At 70.1% G+C, this 16490-nt stretch carries 17 protein-coding genes; 2 read left to right on the forward strand and 15 right to left on the reverse strand.

The genetic code is table 11. The features are described 5' to 3' along the window. Window positions 1-119 precede the first annotated feature (119 nt). From recA to thyX, 12 genes are all read right to left on the reverse strand, one after another. On the reverse strand, window positions 120-1181 hold the full coding sequence (gene recA, locus ASG28_RS06960; RefSeq protein ID WP_055973443.1) for a recombinase RecA: 1062 nt from the start codon (window positions 1179-1181) through the stop codon (window positions 120-122). A gap of 294 nt (window positions 1182-1475) precedes the next feature. Continuing rightward, complete coding sequence (locus ASG28_RS06965) at window positions 1476-1700, reverse strand: DUF3046 domain-containing protein (RefSeq protein ID WP_055973445.1); 225 nt, start codon at window positions 1698-1700, stop codon at window positions 1476-1478. Between the two features lie 70 nt (window positions 1701-1770). Continuing rightward, complete coding sequence (locus ASG28_RS06970; RefSeq protein ID WP_043596680.1) at window positions 1771-2079, reverse strand: helix-turn-helix domain-containing protein; 309 nt, start codon at window positions 2077-2079, stop codon at window positions 1771-1773. Between the two features lie 150 nt (window positions 2080-2229). Beyond that, a complete protein-coding gene (locus tag ASG28_RS06975) occupies window positions 2230-2721 on the reverse strand; it encodes a CinA family protein (RefSeq protein WP_055973448.1) in 492 nt (163 codons plus the stop codon). Then, window positions 2718-3365, reverse strand: a complete 648-nt coding sequence (gene pgsA, locus ASG28_RS06980) for a CDP-diacylglycerol--glycerol-3-phosphate 3-phosphatidyltransferase (RefSeq protein WP_055973451.1) — start codon at window positions 3363-3365, stop codon at window positions 2718-2720. Before pgsA ends, ASG28_RS06975 begins: the two co-directional genes overlap by 4 nt. A 3-nt stretch (window positions 3366-3368) precedes the next feature. Next, window positions 3369-6209: an FtsK/SpoIIIE family DNA translocase gene (locus tag ASG28_RS06985; RefSeq protein ID WP_055973455.1), complete on the reverse strand. Its 2841-nt coding sequence runs from the start codon at window positions 6207-6209 to the stop codon at window positions 3369-3371. Window positions 6210-6263: 54 nt separating this feature from the next. Further along, complete coding sequence (locus ASG28_RS06990) at window positions 6264-7481, reverse strand: ABC transporter permease (RefSeq protein ID WP_055973459.1); 1218 nt, start codon at window positions 7479-7481, stop codon at window positions 6264-6266. Beyond that, the gene (locus tag ASG28_RS06995) at window positions 7478-8239 is read right to left on the reverse strand and encodes an ABC transporter ATP-binding protein (RefSeq protein ID WP_055973462.1); all 762 of its coding nucleotides are present in this window, start codon (window positions 8237-8239) and stop codon (window positions 7478-7480) included. The genes ASG28_RS06990 and ASG28_RS06995 overlap by 4 nt, the downstream gene beginning before the upstream one ends. Beyond that, entirely contained in the window at window positions 8239-9261 is a 1023-nt protein-coding gene (locus ASG28_RS07000; RefSeq protein WP_055973465.1) for an HlyD family efflux transporter periplasmic adaptor subunit, read from the reverse strand. Before ASG28_RS07000 ends, ASG28_RS06995 begins: the two co-directional genes overlap by 1 nt. A gap of 192 nt (window positions 9262-9453) precedes the next feature. Further along, complete coding sequence (locus tag ASG28_RS07005) at window positions 9454-11130, reverse strand: ribonuclease J (RefSeq protein WP_055973468.1); 1677 nt, start codon at window positions 11128-11130, stop codon at window positions 9454-9456. An 83-nt stretch (window positions 11131-11213) separates the two neighbouring features. Beyond that, window positions 11214-12215: a 4-hydroxy-tetrahydrodipicolinate synthase gene (gene dapA, locus ASG28_RS07010; RefSeq protein ID WP_369814154.1), complete on the reverse strand. Its 1002-nt coding sequence runs from the start codon at window positions 12213-12215 to the stop codon at window positions 11214-11216. 73 nt (window positions 12216-12288) lie between these two features. After that, window positions 12289-13056 (reverse strand): FAD-dependent thymidylate synthase, encoded by a 768-nt coding sequence (thyX, locus tag ASG28_RS07015; RefSeq protein WP_231567172.1) that lies wholly within the window; start codon window positions 13054-13056, stop codon window positions 12289-12291. Window positions 13057-13146: 90 nt separating this feature from the next. Between thyX and ASG28_RS07020 the strand changes: the two genes are divergently transcribed. Beyond that, a complete protein-coding gene (locus ASG28_RS07020; protein ID WP_055973472.1) occupies window positions 13147-14052 on the forward strand; it encodes a TIGR01777 family oxidoreductase in 906 nt (301 codons plus the stop codon). 27 nt (window positions 14053-14079) lie between these two features. On the opposite strand, the gene ASG28_RS16390 is transcribed toward ASG28_RS07020, so the two are convergent. Both ASG28_RS16390 and dapB read right to left on the reverse strand, forming a co-directional pair. Further along, window positions 14080-14499, reverse strand: a complete 420-nt coding sequence (locus tag ASG28_RS16390) for a tetratricopeptide repeat protein (protein ID WP_055973476.1) — start codon at window positions 14497-14499, stop codon at window positions 14080-14082. Between the two features lie 23 nt (window positions 14500-14522). Beyond that, window positions 14523-15257, reverse strand: a complete 735-nt coding sequence (gene dapB, locus ASG28_RS07030; RefSeq protein WP_055973479.1) for a 4-hydroxy-tetrahydrodipicolinate reductase — start codon at window positions 15255-15257, stop codon at window positions 14523-14525. Window positions 15258-15321: 64 nt separating this feature from the next. Between dapB and ASG28_RS07035 the strand changes: the two genes are divergently transcribed. Beyond that, window positions 15322-15849: a GNAT family N-acetyltransferase gene (locus ASG28_RS07035; RefSeq protein ID WP_055977127.1), complete on the forward strand. Its 528-nt coding sequence runs from the start codon at window positions 15322-15324 to the stop codon at window positions 15847-15849. Window positions 15850-15877: 28 nt separating this feature from the next. On the opposite strand, the gene ASG28_RS07040 is transcribed toward ASG28_RS07035, so the two are convergent. After that, window positions 15878-16480, reverse strand: coding sequence for a histidine phosphatase family protein (locus tag ASG28_RS07040; protein WP_055977130.1), 603 nt, complete (start codon window positions 16478-16480; stop codon window positions 15878-15880). Between the last annotated feature and the right edge of the window lie 10 nt (window positions 16481-16490).

Here is a 16490-nt window from a genome sequence, read left to right on the forward strand (position 1 = left end):
CGCCTCGGGAACCGATGCACCGCTCACCGCACCGAAGAGAGGCGTGACGGGCGCGAGCCGCCCGGTGTCGACACCGTCGTCAGACGGACGCGACACCGGGGCGTCGTCGTCGCGCGAGGTCATGCGCCCTTACGAGCGGCGATCTTCGCCTCGATCGATTCGACGGGCGCCTCGATGGGCTTGACCCCGCCGACTCCGAGCTTGGCGAGGATCTTCTGCTCGATCTCTTGCGCGATGGCGGCGTTCTTGATCAGGAAGTTGCGCGAGTTCTCTTTGCCCTGGCCGAGTTGGTCGCCCTCGTAGGTGTACCAAGCACCCGACTTGCGGACGATGCCGTGCTCGACACCGAAGTCGATCAGGCTGCCCTCGCGCGAGATGCCCACACCGTAGAGGATGTCGAACTCGGCCTGCTTGAAGGGCGGCGCCATCTTGTTCTTGACGACCTTGACGCGGGTGCGGTTGCCGACCGCGTCGGTACCGTCTTTCAGCGTCTCGATGCGCCGGATGTCGAGGCGGACGGACGCGTAGAACTTGAGCGCCTTGCCACCGGCCGTCGTCTCGGGGCTGCCGAAGAAGACACCGATCTTCTCGCGCAGCTGGTTGATGAAGATCATGGTGGTGCCGGTCTGGCTGAGCCCACCGGTCAACTTGCGCAACGCCTGAGACATGAGTCGAGCCTGCAGACCGACGTGCGAGTCACCCATCTCGCCCTCGATCTCGGCACGCGGCACGAGGGCGGCGACCGAGTCGATGACGACGAGGTCGATCGACCCCGAGCGGACGAGCATGTCGGCGATCTCGAGCGCCTGCTCGCCGGTGTCGGGCTGCGACACCAGCAGGGCGTCGATGTCGACACCGAGCTTCTTGGCGTACTCGGGGTCGAGAGCGTGCTCGGCGTCGATGAAGGCGGCGATGCCGCCGTTGCGCTGGGCGTTGGCGATGGCGTGCAGGGTCAGGGTCGTCTTACCCGACGACTCGGGACCGTAGATCTCGACGATGCGGCCGCGGGGGATGCCACCGATGCCGAGAGCGACGTCGAGGGCGATCGAGCCGGTCGGGATCACCGCCACGGGAGCACGCTCGTCGCTGCCGAGGCGCATGACGGCGCCCTTGCCGAACTGTCGGTCGATCTGGGCGAGAGCCGTCTCGAGGGCCTTCTCGCGGTTTTCGGCTGAGGGCATGTCGTTCTCCTTCGTGGTGGTCGTCCGTGCGCCTGTAGGCTGTCGCGTCGACGTCGACCGGTGGTGCAGGGTCGTCGTCGCTACGACAAGGCTGGTGTCATCGGCATGTGCCGGTGACGCGGGACGTCGATGCCAGAAACGCTACGGGCCACCCCCGACATCGCGGTGGCGGTGGCGGCCCGACGTGTAGAACTCGTTCGTCGACGTCCTTGTGGAGGACGCTACCACCCGTCCGAACACGTGTTCGACCCATCGCTCCCGGCGTGTCGAACACACGCGCGAGCGAGCGGCACCTCAGCTCGTCGGTTCGGGCAGCCCGACACCGTACCGACGGGACACCGGGACGCCCTCGGCCTCGCAGAGTGCGAGCCACACGTCGCGGGGCGACTCCCCCTGGGCGATCGCCTGGTCGGCGGTCCGGTCACCGAGCGACTGGATGACGAGATCCCGGGTGATCACTCGGCCGTAGGCGTCTCCGAACTCGTCCTCGACGGCTCGGGCGAACTCGCTCTTGCGCATCAGACGAGGGTACCCCGGACGACGAACGCCCCCGGCGTGGGCCGGGGGCGTTCGGAGGGACGTCGGGCGATCAGCGGACCGCGAGGTCGGAGTCGAACTCGGCGACGAGGTCGTCCGGCAGGGTGTCGGGGATCGGGTTGAGCCCCTCGATGACGGCCATGCGGTCGCCGACCTCGCGCATGATCACGGAGATGGGGGTCTCGAGGGCGTCGGCGACGGACGCGAGGATCTCTGAACTCGCCTCTTTCTGACCCCGCTCGACCTCGCTGAGGTAACCGAGGGCGACGCTGGCCTTGCTCGCGACCTGGCGGAGCGTGCGGCCCTTCTGCAGGCGGAAGTCGCGAAGGACGTCGCCGATTTCTTGACGTACCAGGACCATGGGGACCCTCCTTCGGGGACGACCCATCTGACGGGATGGTTGCAGATGGGGGACGACGGGTGGTGCTCGGACCGACTGACCACGACTGTAGCCATCGGGGACTGTGCACCTGTTGTGAACTCGGGAGATGTAACGAGACCGAAACGCCCGCTATTCCCTCGTCTCGACCAGCCATCGGTCGAGTACTGCCAGGGATTCGGAGACCGTGGCGTTTCGGATGGCCTGTCGGTCGCCCGTGAGCGAGAGCGAGACGACGCGGACGCCGCCGGGTACGGCCAGACCGACGAAGACCGTACCGGGTTCGTGCCCGCTCTGGGGATCGGGGCCGGCGACGCCGGTGGTCGCGAGGCCGATGTCGGCCGGGTGCCCGTCGGCCGCCAGTCGGTCACGGACCCCGGTGGCCATGGAGGCGGCCACGTCGGGATGCACGGGCCCGTGTCGCGCCAGCAGTTCCGCATCGACCCCGAGCAGCGTGTGCTTGAGCTCGGTCTGGTAGGCGACCACCCCACCACGGACGACGGCCGAGGCGCCGGGCACGGACACGAGTTCGGAGACCAGGGCACCGCCGGTGAGGGACTCGGCGACGGCGACCGTCAGACGCCTGCGCGTCAGCTCGGCGACGAGGTCGGCAGCCAGCGTCACGCGCCGGCCTTGCCGTGCTTCAGCGCCACGCGCATGTAGTCGGCCCCGGAGACGAGAGTGGCGACCGTGGCCGCCGTCATGAGCACGCCGTTGACCCAGTGCATCCCCTCGCCGACGACGTTCCAGAGGGGGAAGAGCGCCAGGGTCACCGCGACCGCTTGCAGCACCGTCTTGACCTTGCCGCCGCGGGACGCCGGGATCACTCGATCACGCAGGACGGCGAAGCGGTAGACGGTGATGCCGACCTCGCGGACGAGGATGAGCGCGGTGATCCACCACGGCAGCTCGCCGAGGATCGTGAGCGAGACGAGCGCTCCGCCGATCAGCACCTTGTCGGCGATCGGATCCACGATCTTGCCGAAGTCGGTCACGAGGTCGAGACCACGGGCCAGCATGCCGTCGAGGCTGTCGGTCAGGATCGCCACGACGAACAACGCAGCGGCCCAGACACGGAGCGAACCGTCCGCCCCGTCGTCGATCAGCAACCACGCGATGAACAACGGAGCCATGAGTATGCGGACGACCGTGATGACGTTCGCGATGTTGCCGGTGCTGGCCGGCCCGGGCCCCTTCGACGCCACGCGTCCGCGGAACGAGAAGGCCGAGCGCGGGGAGGTCGGGCCGGACGCGTCGTCGTGGCTCATGGTCTACTCCCTGCCCGTCAGGTGCCAGGCGTCTTCGCTTCCGGCGTCGTCGTCTTCCGCGTACCCGCGGGTCATGGCCTCGACGGGGTCGCCGTCGTAGTCACCGGCGTCGGCCCGCGTGGCGGAGGCAGAACCCGAGGAGGCGCGACCGGCGCCGGCCTCGGTGGCCGCGTCACCGCCGCGCAGCTTCGCGAGCACGCCCGGGAGCTGCTCGGTCGTGACGAGCACGTCGCGAGCCTTCGACCCTTCGGACGGCCCGACGATGTCGCGCGATTCCATGAGGTCCATGAGACGGCCGGCCTTGGCGAAGCCGACCCGGAGCTTGCGCTGGAGCATCGAGGTCGAACCGAACTGCGTGCTGACGACGAGTTCGGCGGCCGCGAGGAGCAACTCGAGGTCGTCACCGATGTCGCCGTCGATCTCGCGCTTCTCGACCACCGCGGCGACGTCGGGGCGGTAGTCGGGACGAGCCTGGCGGGTGACGTGGGCGACGACCTGGGCGATCTCGTTCTCTTGCACCCAGGCCCCCTGCACGCGCATGGCCTTGGAGGCACCCATGGGCAGGAACAGCCCGTCGCCCTGTCCGATGAGCTTGTCGGCCCCGGGCTGGTCGAGGATGACCCGGGAGTCGGTGACGCTCGAGACGGCGAAGGCGAACCGCGAGGGGACGTTGGCCTTGATCAGACCGGTCACGACGTCGACCGAGGGGCGTTGCGTCGCGAGCACCAGGTGGATTCCGGAGGCGCGGGCCAGCTGGGTGATGCGGACGATGCTGTCCTCGACGTCGCGCGGAGCGACCATCATGAGGTCGGCCAACTCGTCGACCACCACGAGGAGGTAGGGATAGGGCTTGAGCTTGCGTTGGCTACCGGCCGGGAGGACGATCTCGCCGCCGACGACGGCACGGTTGAAGTCGTCGATGTGACGGAAGCCGAAGCTGGCGAGGTCGTCGTACCTCATGTCCATCTCTTTGACCACCCACTGCAGGGCCTCGGCGGCCTTCTTGGGGTTCGTGATGATGGGCGTGATCAGATGCGGTACGCCCGCGTAGATCGAGAGTTCGACCCGCTTAGGGTCGATCAGCACCATGCGCACGTCGGTCGGCTTGGCCCGCATCAGCAGCGACGTGATCATCGAGTTGATGAAGCTCGACTTGCCCGAACCGGTGGCTCCGGCGACGAGGAGGTGGGGCATCTTGGCCAGGTTGGCCACGACGTAGCCGCCCTCGACGTCCTTGCCGACGCCGATGGTGAGCGGGTGCACGCTCTTGCTCGCCGCCGAGGACCGCAGGACGTCGCCGAGGGCGACGATCTCTTTGTCGGTGTTGGGGATCTCGACGCCGATGGCGCTCTTGCCGGGGATCGGCGACAGGATGCGGACCTCGTTGGAGGCCACCGCGTAGGCCAGGTTCTTGGTCAGGGCGGTGACCCGCTCGACCTTGACGCCGGGGCCGAGTTCGATCTCGTAGCGCGTGACGGTCGGACCGCGCTTGAGGCCGGTCACCTTGGCGTCGACGTTGAACTGGTCGAGCACCTGGCTGATGGCGGCCACGATCGCGTCGTTCGCCTCGCTGCGCGCCTTGGCGGGCTCACCGACCGACAGGCTCGAGGCGGCAGGGAGACGGTAGGGGGCGCTCTCGGCACCGTCGTCCACGTCTTCGAGCGAGGGCGGGGCTGCTTCGTCGGGATCGACCGCGAGGAAGTCGGCGGCGGCGTCGCTCTCGCCGACGGGTTCGGCCGGCACCACCGGGAGGATCGTCGTCGACGCGGTCGCCTGGACGGGCGGGACGTCGAACCCCTGGGCGCGGACGGCGTCCTCGGCTCGATCGAGGTCACCGAGGAGGTCAGCCGAGAAGACGTCGGTCGGAGCCGTCGGTGGAGCGGCGGCCCCGGCGGCACCGGCCGCCGCAGCACCGATCGCCTCGTCGGGGCTCGCTTCGAACGCGGGCTTCTTGCGACGACGACGCCCGAGCGTCTCGGTGGCGGAGGTCTCTTCCGCTTCCACGAGCGGGGTGTCGTACGCCGGGTCGTCTTCGCGCTGGTCCTTGTTGCGCCGCCACCAGGGCAGCGACTCGGACTCGGCCAGGTCGACGAGGTCGGCATCACCGTCGGCCCCGGCCGCCCCAGAGGTCGTCTCGCCGAAGAGGTAGGAGTACAACTCGCCGAGCCGACGGTGGATGCGGTTCGGCGGGGTCTTGGTGATGATGAGCAGCGAGAACGCCAGCAGGATGACGACCAGAGGAACCGCGACCCATTCGGTGGCGAGGGCGACGAGCCAGGACGCGACGACCCAGCCCAGCACGCCGCCACCCGTGGCGAGGGCGGGGAGCCCTGCTGCGGCTTCGGGTTGCCCGCCGAAGATGTGACACAGCGCGCTGATCGAGACGATCGAGAGGCCGAGCCCGATGCCGATGCGGGTGTTGTCGTGCACGGACGCCGGGTGCCGGAAGAGCCAGCCCGCGAAGAGGATCATGATGACCGGCAGGGCGTAGGCGACGCGTCCCACGAGCCCGCCGAACGTGTACGCGTCGAATCCGATCGCGACGGGGCTGGTCGGATTGAGCCACTCGACGACCGCCCCGGCGATGGCGAGCAGGACGAGCAGGAACGGCACGCCGTCTCGTCGCTCGTCTTTCGCCAAGGACTCCTTGCCCAGGAGCCGGAACGCGCCGCCGGTCAGGTGTGCGAGCCCCATCCACGCCGCCACGAGCGGCCCCGGGCCCTCACGGACCGGGTCGGGTTGGCGGGGTGCGGGCAGCTTCTTGGTCGCCTTCGTGGCGCCGGAGGTCTGCGACGCTCGCGACGACGAACGCGCGCGCGCAGTCGACTTGGTGGGCGTGGCCATGGGCTCCAAGGTACCTCTCAGCACCGACAGCGGCCGGAGGTGCTCCGGTGTGTGTCAGTAGCGGATGGCGTCGATCACCTTCACACGGATCGCCACGAGAGCCGGGAGCAGACCGGCCACCGCCCCGATCGCCGTGGCCGACGCCAGACCGATCAGGGCCGCCTCGACGGGGAACGGGGGGAGGTCGCTGACGGCACCCTGGGCGATGAAGCCCTGCACCGTCGGGTTCTCGACGACGAGGACGGCCACCATCACGCCCACGGCGCCCGCCACGACCGTGCCGACGACGCTCTCGAGCATGACCGAGAAGAAGACCCGAGGAGCCGTGGCCCCGAAGGACCGACGAACGCCGATCTCGCGGATGCGCTGGCGGACGGTCACGAGCGCGATGTTGACGAGGCCGAGACCACCGAGCAGCAACACCAGCACGCCGACCCCCGTGATGATCAACTTGATCGGACCGAACGGGTCGGCGTCCCCGCCCGCGGCGTAGTCCTGCCGCGAGACGTCGACCTGCACGTCTTTGCCGAGGGTGGCCCCCATGTCGGACGCCACCTGGGCGCTCAGGGCGTCGCTGGTCTCGGGCGGCAGCCACATCTCGTACTGCGGGGTCTCGACGCCGTAGGTCGCCAGGGCGAGGTCGTAGTCGGGTATCGGCAGGAGGTACATCTGCGGGCCGTCGTACTCGGACGAGGCCGAGACACCGGTGACGACGAGCGTGACGGAGTCGGCCCCCCGGACGAGCAAGGTCGGATGGGACGACAACGGCGGGGAGCCGAGCTGCCGCCAGAGCACCTCGTTGACGATGACGGGCGGCGCGAGACGGGAGGCGTCGGCGTCGGTGAACCACGAACCGTCGGTCATGACGACCCGGTGCATCTCGCCGTAGGGGACGTCGACCGTGACGGCCCCGACCTCGGTCACCCCGTCCGGCAGCTGGACGGCGCGGTTGCCGTAGACGACGCGACTGGTCTGCTCGATCCCGTAGCGTGCCGTCGTCGTGGCGAACGCGTCCTCGATCGCCTCGGTGCTCGGTGAGGTGGCGCCGTTCGAGTACGCGTTGACGTAGTAGTTCGCGGGGCGCCCGCCGAACCGCTCGGCGCTCTCGCGAGACGACTGCTCGGCGAGCCCACCGAGGGCGACCACGCCGGTCAGGGCCGCGACGGCGACGGCCACCCCGATCAGGCTGAGCAGCACGCGCAGCTTGTTGACGCGCAGTTCGGCCCAGGCCTCGGCGAAGGCCCCCACCACGTCGGCCACCGCGCGCTTCACGCGTCGACCTCGTCCCGGAGGGGCGACGTCGACGCGGCAGGTGCCGACATCGGTCTCGGCGTCCCGAGGGTTCCGTCGACCGACGCCGAGAGGACTCCGGTGTCGAGCTGGTAGTGCCGCGAGGCCCGGGCCGCGACCGCGAGGTCGTGGGTGATGGTCACCAGGGCGGCCTCGTTCTCGGTCGCGATGCCGTCGAGCAGCGTCATCACCCCCGCGCCGGTCTCGACGTCGAGCGCACCGGTGGGTTCGTCGGCGAGGATGACGCGCGGCCGACGGACGAGCGACCGGGCGATCGCCACGCGCTGCTGTTCGCCGCCCGACAGGCGGTGGGGCATCGAGTCGGCCCGGTGGCCGAGGCCGACGCGCTCGAGCATCTCGCCCGCGATGGACCGGCGACGCCAGAACTCGGCACCCGACGAGTAGAGCAGCGGGGTCATGACGTTCTCGAGTGCCGTGCGCCCCTGCAGCAGGTTGAACTGCTGGAAGATGAACCCGACCTGGGCGCCTCTCAGCCGATCGCGCCGACCGCGACGGATCGAGCGCACGTCGACGTCGTCGAACCAGTGCGTCCCCGTCGTGGGCTCGTCGATGAGCCCGAGGATGTTGAGCAACGTCGACTTGCCCGACCCCGAGCGCCCCACGATGCTGACGTGCTCGCCCGCGTCCACCTCGAGGTCGACGCCCGTGAGGATGTCCAGGGTCTGATCGTCGGCGAGCGGGACCGTCTTGGTGACCGCCTCGAGCCTGATGAGGGCCATCAGCTGCAGAGGTCCGCGCCAGTGGCAGGGTCGACGCAGTCGTCCTGCGGCGCGGCAGCGGCGCCCGGGACGAACTCGAGCACCAGGTCGCCCTCGGCCAGACCACCGGTGACCTCGACGATCGTGCCGTCGTTGATGCCGAGCGTGACGTCGCGCTTCTCGGCGGAGCCGTCCGCCCCGACGACCGAGACGACGCCCTTCCCGGCCGCGCCCTCGACGGCCGTGAGGGGCACGGTGAGGACGTCGGTGGCGACGCCGGCCGGGATGGTCAGCTCGGCGGCGAGCCCGCTGAAGACGGTGACGTCGCCCGGGACGACGCAGGAGACGCTCTGGCCCGACGCGTCCCCCGTCGACGCGGAGGCGTCACCGCCGTCGTCCGGCCCGGTGGAGGACGAGGCGCTCCCCCCGACGGTGAGCGCCGTGCACGGGAACGGCGCCGGCCCCCCGGTGATCGCGACGGACCCCTCGGCCGGCCGACTGACGAGACGGTAAAGCTGGTCCGCGGCGAGGGACCCCGTCACGTGGAACGTGGGAGGCGCGACCTGCGCGACCGCGTCACCCACGACGACCGTCTGGTCCTTGATCACGGCGACCGACGTGATCGTCCCGGCCACGGGTGCCGTGATGACGGCCGTCTTGACGATCGGCTTGCGCTCGGTCACGGTGCCGTCGGCGGCCACGAGGGGCTCTTGCGGGGTCTCGGACCGGAGCGTCGCGAGCCGGTCGCCCGCGGCGACCGCCTGCCCCTTCACGACGTCGACGCCGGTGACCGTGCCCGCGAGCGTCGCGGGCACGGGAGCCGCCGGGTCGGCGACCACGGTCGCGTCGACCACCACGTCGTTCGTGATGGTGCCGACGGCCACCGCGATCTGCGGTTCGACGAGCTCTCCGGTGGGGACGGCGACGGTGTCGTCACCGGCGGCCGGGGCCGCGAAGAACGCGAGCTTGACGAGTGCCGCCGCGATGGCGACGAAGATCAGGATGCGCAGGATCGGGAAGACCCAGACTTTGGCGATGCGCACGGCTACCCCCGGTCGATGTACTGACGTGTCAGACGTCACCGTAGCGAGGCCCAGGGCGTCGCCGCCTCACCCCGGAGGATGACCCGAGGCATGAGATCTCCTCCGCGAGGATCGAGGAGGCCCGGGACCGGCCCCGGGGACGACGACGGCCCGCCGGGTCTCCCCCGCGGGCCGTCGTCGTGAACATGTGGCTCAGGCGCTGATGACCACGGGCACGATCATCGGGCGACGACGGTGCTGCGTGTTCACCCACCGGCCGACCGTGCGACGCACGACCTGGCTGAAGGCGTGCGTGTCCCGTGTGCCGTTCTCGGCGGCCTCGGTGAGGGCTGCGATGATCTTCGGCTTGACGTCGTCGAACACCCGCTCGTCTTCGGCGAAGCCGCGCGACTGGATCTCGGGCCCGACGACGACACGGCCCGTCGACGCGTCCATGGCGATGAAGACCGAGATGAAGCCTTCTTCGCTCAGGATGCGGCGGTCCTTCAGATCGGCGTCGGTGATCTCGCCGACGGTCGAGCCGTCGACGTAGACGTAGCCGATGTCGAGCTGGCCGACGACCTTGGCGACGCCGTCGCGCAGGTCGACGACGATGCCGTCCTCGCCGAGGATGGTGTTCTTCTGCGGCACACCCGTCCGGACCGCCAGCGCCGCGTTCGCGTACAGGTGGCGGTGTTCGCCGTGGACCGGCATGACGTTCTTCGGCCGCAGGATGTTGTAGCAGTACAGCAGCTCGCCGGCGGAGGCGTGCCCCGAGACGTGCACCTTGGCGTTGCCCTTGTGGACGACCTTGGCCCCGAGCTTCGTGAGGCCGTCGATGACGCGGTAGACCGCGTTCTCGTTGCCGGGGATCAGGCTCGACGCGAGGATGATCGTGTCGTCCGCGCCGATCTCGATCTGGTGCTCGAGGTTCGCCATGCGGGCGAGGACGGCCATCGGCTCGCCCTGCGACCCGGTGCTCATGTAGACGATGCGGTCGTCGGGAAGGTCCTTCGCCTTCTTGGCGTCGATCAGGACGCCGTCCGGCACCTTCAGGTAGCCCAGGTCGGCAGCGATGCCCATGTTGCGCACCATCGAGCGCCCCATGAAGGCGACGCGGCGACCGTTGGCGTGGGCCGCGTCGAGCACCTGCTGGACGCGGTGCACGTGGCTCGAGAAGCTCGCGACGACCACGCGGCGGGGAGCCCGGCGGATCACGTCGTCGAGCACGGGTCCGATGTCCCGCTCGAGCGCGGTGAACCCGGGCACGTCGGCGTTCGTCGAGTCGGGCAGGAACAGGTCGACGCCCTCTTCACCGAGGCGGGCGAACGCCCGCAGGTCGGTGATGCGGTCGTCGAGCGGCAGCTGGTCCATCTTGAAGTCGCCGGTGTGGAGCACGGTGCCCGCCGAGGTGCGGATGGCGACCGCGAGGGCGTCCGGGATCGAGTGGTTGACCGCGATGAACTCGAGGTCGTACGGCCCGAGCGATTCACGCCCGCCCTCTTTGACGGCGAGGGTGTACGGCGTGATGCGGTGCTCTTTGAGCTTCGCCTCGATCAGCGCGAGCGTCAGCTGCGAGCCGATGAGCGGGATGTCCTTCCGGAGGCGCAGCAGGTAGGGCACGGCACCGATGTGGTCCTCGTGCCCGTGCGTGAGCACGACGGCCAGGATGTCGTCGAGACGATCGCGGATGGGCGAGAAGTCGGGCAGGATCAGGTCGACTCCGGGCTGGTGCTCTTCGGGGAAGAGCACGCCGCAGTCGACGATCAGCAGCTTGCCGTCGATCTCGTAGACCGTCATGTTGCGGCCGATCTCGCCGAGACCGCCGACGGGGATCACGCGGAGCGTGCCCGGGGCGAGGTCTCGGGGAGCGTGGATTGTCGTGGGCATCTGTTCCTTCGGTTGGCGTGGGGCTCGTGCCCCGGTGTGCGGGAGGTCTGGGTCCGACGGCGTCGTCGGCGGGGATCAGGAGGTCAGCGAGTGGTGCCGTGCACCTTGGGCAGCGCACCGCCGGCGGCCGCGTTGCGGTCGGGCCGGAAGCGGCTGAGGTCGAGGCCGGGGATCGACCCGACGTGCGACAGCTCGTCTTCGATCAGGGCGGCCTCGCTGTCTTCCGGGCCGACCAGGGGCAGACGCACCCGGGGGCTCGAGATGCGACCGAGGCCGTGCAGGATGTACTTCGCCGCGACGGTGCCCGGCACGTGGGTCATGACGGCGCGGACGAGGGGCTCGAGCATCTGGTGCGCCTCGGTCGCCGTGTGCAGGTCACCGGCGTTCACGGCGTCGACGATGGTGCGGTACGGGGCTGCGGCGATGTTGGCGGTGACGCCGATGAGGCCCGAGGCGCCGATGGCGAGGTGCGGCAGCACGTTCGCGTCGTCGCCCGAGAAGTAGAGCAGGTCGGTCTGGTTGAGGACCCGGCTGACCTCGGCGAAGTCGCCCTTGGCGTCCTTCACCGCGACGATGTTCGGGTGCTTGGCGGCCCGCAGCAGGGTCTCGTACTTGATGGGGATGCCGGTGCGGCCGGGGATGTCGTACAAGATGACCGGCAGGTCGGTCGCGTCGGCGATCATGCGGAAGTGCGTCAGGACACCGGCCTGCGTGGGCTTGTTGTAGTACGGGGTGACGATCATGACGCCGTCGGCGCCGGCCTTCTCGCTGGCCTTGTAGAGCTGGATGGCGTGCGCGGTCTCGTTCGACCCGCCACCCGTGATGATCTTGGCCCGACCGGCGGCCACCGACTTGCCCACCTCGACGAGACGGAGCTTCTCGGGGTCTGTCAGGGTGCTGGTCTCGCCCGTGGTGCCGGTGACGACGATGCCGTCGGCGCCGGCGGTGATGCAGTCGTCGATGTGCTTCTCGACGGCAGGCCAGTCGACCTCGCCGTCAGCGGTGAACGGCGTCACGAGGGCGACGAGGACCTGACCGAAGGGGTTGTTGATGTTCGACACGCCCTCCAGCGTACTGGCTCGCATCGGGCCCGACCTCCCCCGCGCCGCGTCCGACGACCCGGTCAGGAGGCGCGGGTCGCGTCGGCGGGGACGGCCGTCAGGGGGCGACGCGCCCGTTCGCCCCGAACGCCGCGTAGGTGAGGGGCATGAGCTCGGCCCAGAGGTCTTCCATCTTCTCGGCGCACATCTCGATCTCACGCTGCGGGAAGGACGGGAAGTGGGTGCCCTCGCGCTTGGTCCGGAGGCTGAGGAAGTTCATCAGGGACCGGGCGTTCACGGTCACGTACATCGACGAGTAGATGTTCAACGGCAGCACGATGCGCGCGACCTCGCGAGCGATGCCGGCGTCGAGCATGCGCTGGTAGGCCTCGAACGCCTGGACGGACGCGGCGCGGGTGGCCTCGTCGACCAGGGCGGACTGCTCGGGCGTGCCGGGCAGGAAGTCGTAGGCGCCGGGCTTTCCGACCTGCTGCAGGTTGCGGGTCGGGGCGGGCACGTAGAAGACGGGGTTGAGCTCGCGGTAACGACCGCTCTCTTCGTTGTAGCTCGCCATGCGGTGACGCATGAACTCGCGGAAGACGAAGATCGGCGCCTGCACGTAGAAGGTCATCGAGTTGTGCTCGAAGGGCGAACCGTGGCGGTCGCGCATGAGGTAGTTGATGAGACCTGCGCCCTTGGTCGCCTGGGCACCGTCGGCCGACGCCTGGGCGCCGTCGAGGGTCAACTCGCCCATGGTGGAGACCCGGGCGGCGAACAGCACGTCGGAATCGTGGGCGCTCGAGCGGACCAGCTCGACGGTGACGTCGGAGCGGAACTCGGGGGTCTTGGCGGAGGGCACGGCGGGGGTGGCTTCGGTCTCGGGCACGGCGTCGACTCTACCTCGGAGGACCCGCCGACGGGCAGCACCGCGGCCACCGGCGGACGCTCCCCCAGCGGGCCGGATTACGGTGTCCCCATGACCGACGCACTCACCGTCCTGATCTCCGGCGCCAGCGGCATGATCGGCACCGAACTCATCCGCCAGCTGCGCGAGGCCGGCCACCGTCCGCTCTCGTTGGTGCGTCACGAACCCCGAGCCGAGGACGAGCACACCTGGGTGCCGAGTGCCGGCATCGTCGACCACGACCTGATCGCCCGCGCGGACGCCGTCGTGAACCTGGCCGGCGCCTCCTTGGGTCGTCTGCCCTGGACGGCCGGGTACAAGCGCGACATCCTCGAGTCGCGCCTGGCCGCGACGTCGACCCTCGTCGACGGCATGGCGGCGGCCTCGACACCACCCGCGACGTTCCTCAGCGGCTCGGCCGTCGGCGTCTACGGCGACCGTCCGGGCGAACGACTGACCGAGTCGAGCGGCCGGGGTGAGGGATTCCTCAGCGACGTCGTCGTCGCCTGGGAGGCCGCCGCCGAGAAGGCCCCCGAGGCCACGCGCGTCGTGACGCTGCGGACCGGCATCGTGATCGGACCCGGAGGAGGCGCGCTCAAGCCCCTGCTGCCGCTCACCAAGCTGGGCCTCGGCTCGCGACTGGGCACCGGCGACCAGTTCTGGCCCTGGATCAGCCTGCACGACGAGGCCGCCGCGATCGTGCACCTGCTCACGTCGTCCGTGTCGGGACCCGTGAACCTGGTCGGACCCACGCCTGCGACGAGTGACCTGATCACGCGGACCCTGGCGGCCGACCTGCACCGCCCCTACCTGTTGGGCGTGCCCGAGGTCGTCATCTCGACCGCCATGCAGGAGGCCGGGCGCGAGATGCTGCTGCCCAGCCAGCAGGTCGTGCCCGAGGCGCTCGAGCGCGACGGCTTCGTGTTCGAGCACCGCACCGTCGAGGACGCGCTGACGGCGTTCGTCGACGCGCTCTGACCACTCGCCCGAGCCGGGCCGGCGTGATCAGCCGGTCGTCTCGCGTCGGAGCCTGATGGCCCAGCGCAGGGATTGGCGGGCCCGCCGGCGATCGCCGCAGGCGTCGTAGGCCAGGCCGAGCCGGAACCACGCCCGCCAGTCGTCGGGGGCCGCCTCGACGGCCGCCTTGTAGGCCGGGAACGCGGCGTCCGCCGCCTCACGCTCGTACCGACCGGAGGTGCGGCGCGGCAGGTCGTCGACCGGCAGCGCGCCCTCGTCCGCGAGCTGTCGGACGATCTGTTGCGTGCGGAGACCGAAGCGCAGTTCGACCACGAGGGCGAAGAGCCCCAGGAGGGGAAGGACGAGCAGGGCGACACCGAGCGCGATCGCCACCGGCTCGCCGGTCGACAGGAACAACACGGCCCGTTGACCGACCAGCACGACGTAGAGCAGCAGGAGCAGCGCCATCAGCAGCGCTGCGGTACGCCCCTTCACGACTCGAGGGGCAGGACGGCATCGAGACCCACGACGACCCCGGTGACGCCGGGGGCGGCCTCGATGGCGACGCGCAGCCCCTGCTCGTAGGCACGCTGCGAGAGCGTGTCGTGCGTGATCGTGAGGGTCTCGCCCTCTCCGCCGAAGACGACCTCCTGCTTCGCGACGACGCCGCGCAGACGCATGCTGTGCACCGGCACGCTCGCCACCTGCTGCCCCCTGGCCCGCTGGTCGGCGTGCGGCGCCGACACGGGGCCGAGGTCGCGACGGGCCTCGGCGATGAGTTCGGCCGTGCGGACGGCCGTGCCCGAGGGCGAGTCGACCTTGCCCTGGTGATGGGCCTCGACGATCTCGACGGACTCGTAGAAGCGCGCCGCGAGGGTCGCGAACCGTGTCGCGAGGACCGAACCGATCGAGAAGTTCGGCACGACCAGGACGCCGGGACCACCCGCGTCGGCGACGACCGTCGTGAGTCGGGCCAGCCGTTCGGCGTTGTAGCCCGAGGTGCCGACGAGCACCGGGATGCCCGCGCGGACGACGTGTTCGACGATGCCCGGGCTGACGGCCGGGTGCGTGACGTCGATGACGAGGTCGGCCCCGAGGACGTCGTCCAGATCGTCGCGGGACGAGAGACCGGCGTGGAGTTGGAGGCCCGGGGTGCGCTCGACGAGGTCGACGATGAACGAGCCGAGGGTGCCGGTGGCTCCCACCACGGCGATGCGCGAAGTCATGCCGTCCAACCTACCGGGGGCACCCGGACGGACGGGGGCCGTGCCTCGACCTAGCATGGAGGACATGCCCCGGTTCCGCGAGACGAGCGTCTCCTCCCCCGATGCCGCCGCCCTCCTGACGGAGTACTTCACCGAGCGTGAGAGCACCTTCCCCTCGGCACAGGGCAGCTACACGACGAGCCTGCCCGACGCCACGGCCTTCCTGCCCCCGGGCGGCGTGTTCGTCGTCGTCGACGGCGAACCGGCGGGCTCGGACCCCGGCCGGGCCGCCGAGCCGTCCGCGTGCGGCGGCATCCGACTCATCGCGCCCTCGGCCTCGGGGGCCGTGCGGTACGAGGTCAAGCACCTCTACGTGCGACCCACGGGTCGGGGGCAGGGCCTCGGGCGGGCCCTTCTCGACGAGCTCGAACGTCGGGCCTCCGATCTCGGCGCCGACGAGATCGTGCTCGACACCAACGACAGCCTGGCGGCTGCCGGAGGGCTCTACCGCAGCGCGGGGTACGCGACGATCGAGCCCTACAACGCGAACCCGAACGCGACGACCTGGTACGGCAAGACCGTCCGGCCAGAGACCCCCCACGGCGCCGCCTGACGACGGGCGGCCCCGGCACACGACGGGGTCAGAAAGGCTGTTCGACCGGCAGACCGGTGCGCAGCTCGACCGGCAGGTGACCGAGGTCGTTGTGTGTGACGAGCTCGGGCGGCTTCGCCGATCGCACGCGGATGATCGTCAACCCCGCGTTGGCCTGGTTGACGCCCATCCACCGCCAGTCGGGCGCCCCGAACACCTCGCGGACGAACCACCCGATCACGAAGTTGTGCGTGATGAGCAGGTCGTGGCGGTCCTCTCGGGCCGGGGTGAGCCACTCGGCGACGGCGTCCGACATCTGGGCCTGCCCGGCCTCGATCTGCTCGTCCGTGACCCCGCCGAAGAACGGCTTGTAGGACGACGGCATGTCGGGCGTCGGGCCGGACGGCACGCAGTCGAAGAGAAGGGTCGACGGCTGCGACTCGAGTGCGGGCATGCGCTCGGTCATGATCGCAGCCGTCTCTTCGGCGCGCTCGAGCGGCGAGTGCCACGCCGCGTCGAAGGGGACGCCGCCGAGCCGTTCGGCGAGCAGGCGCACCTGGCGTTTGCCTCGTTCGCTGAGGGGACCGTCGGGCAGCCCGTGCTCGGCATCCTGCTGTTCGCCGTGCCGGACGAGGTAGAGGTAGTGGGACACCGTCGTCTCC

It is taken from the genome of Frigoribacterium sp. Leaf415 (assembly GCF_001424645.1).
GTDB lineage: Bacteria > Actinomycetota > Actinomycetes > Actinomycetales > Microbacteriaceae > Frigoribacterium.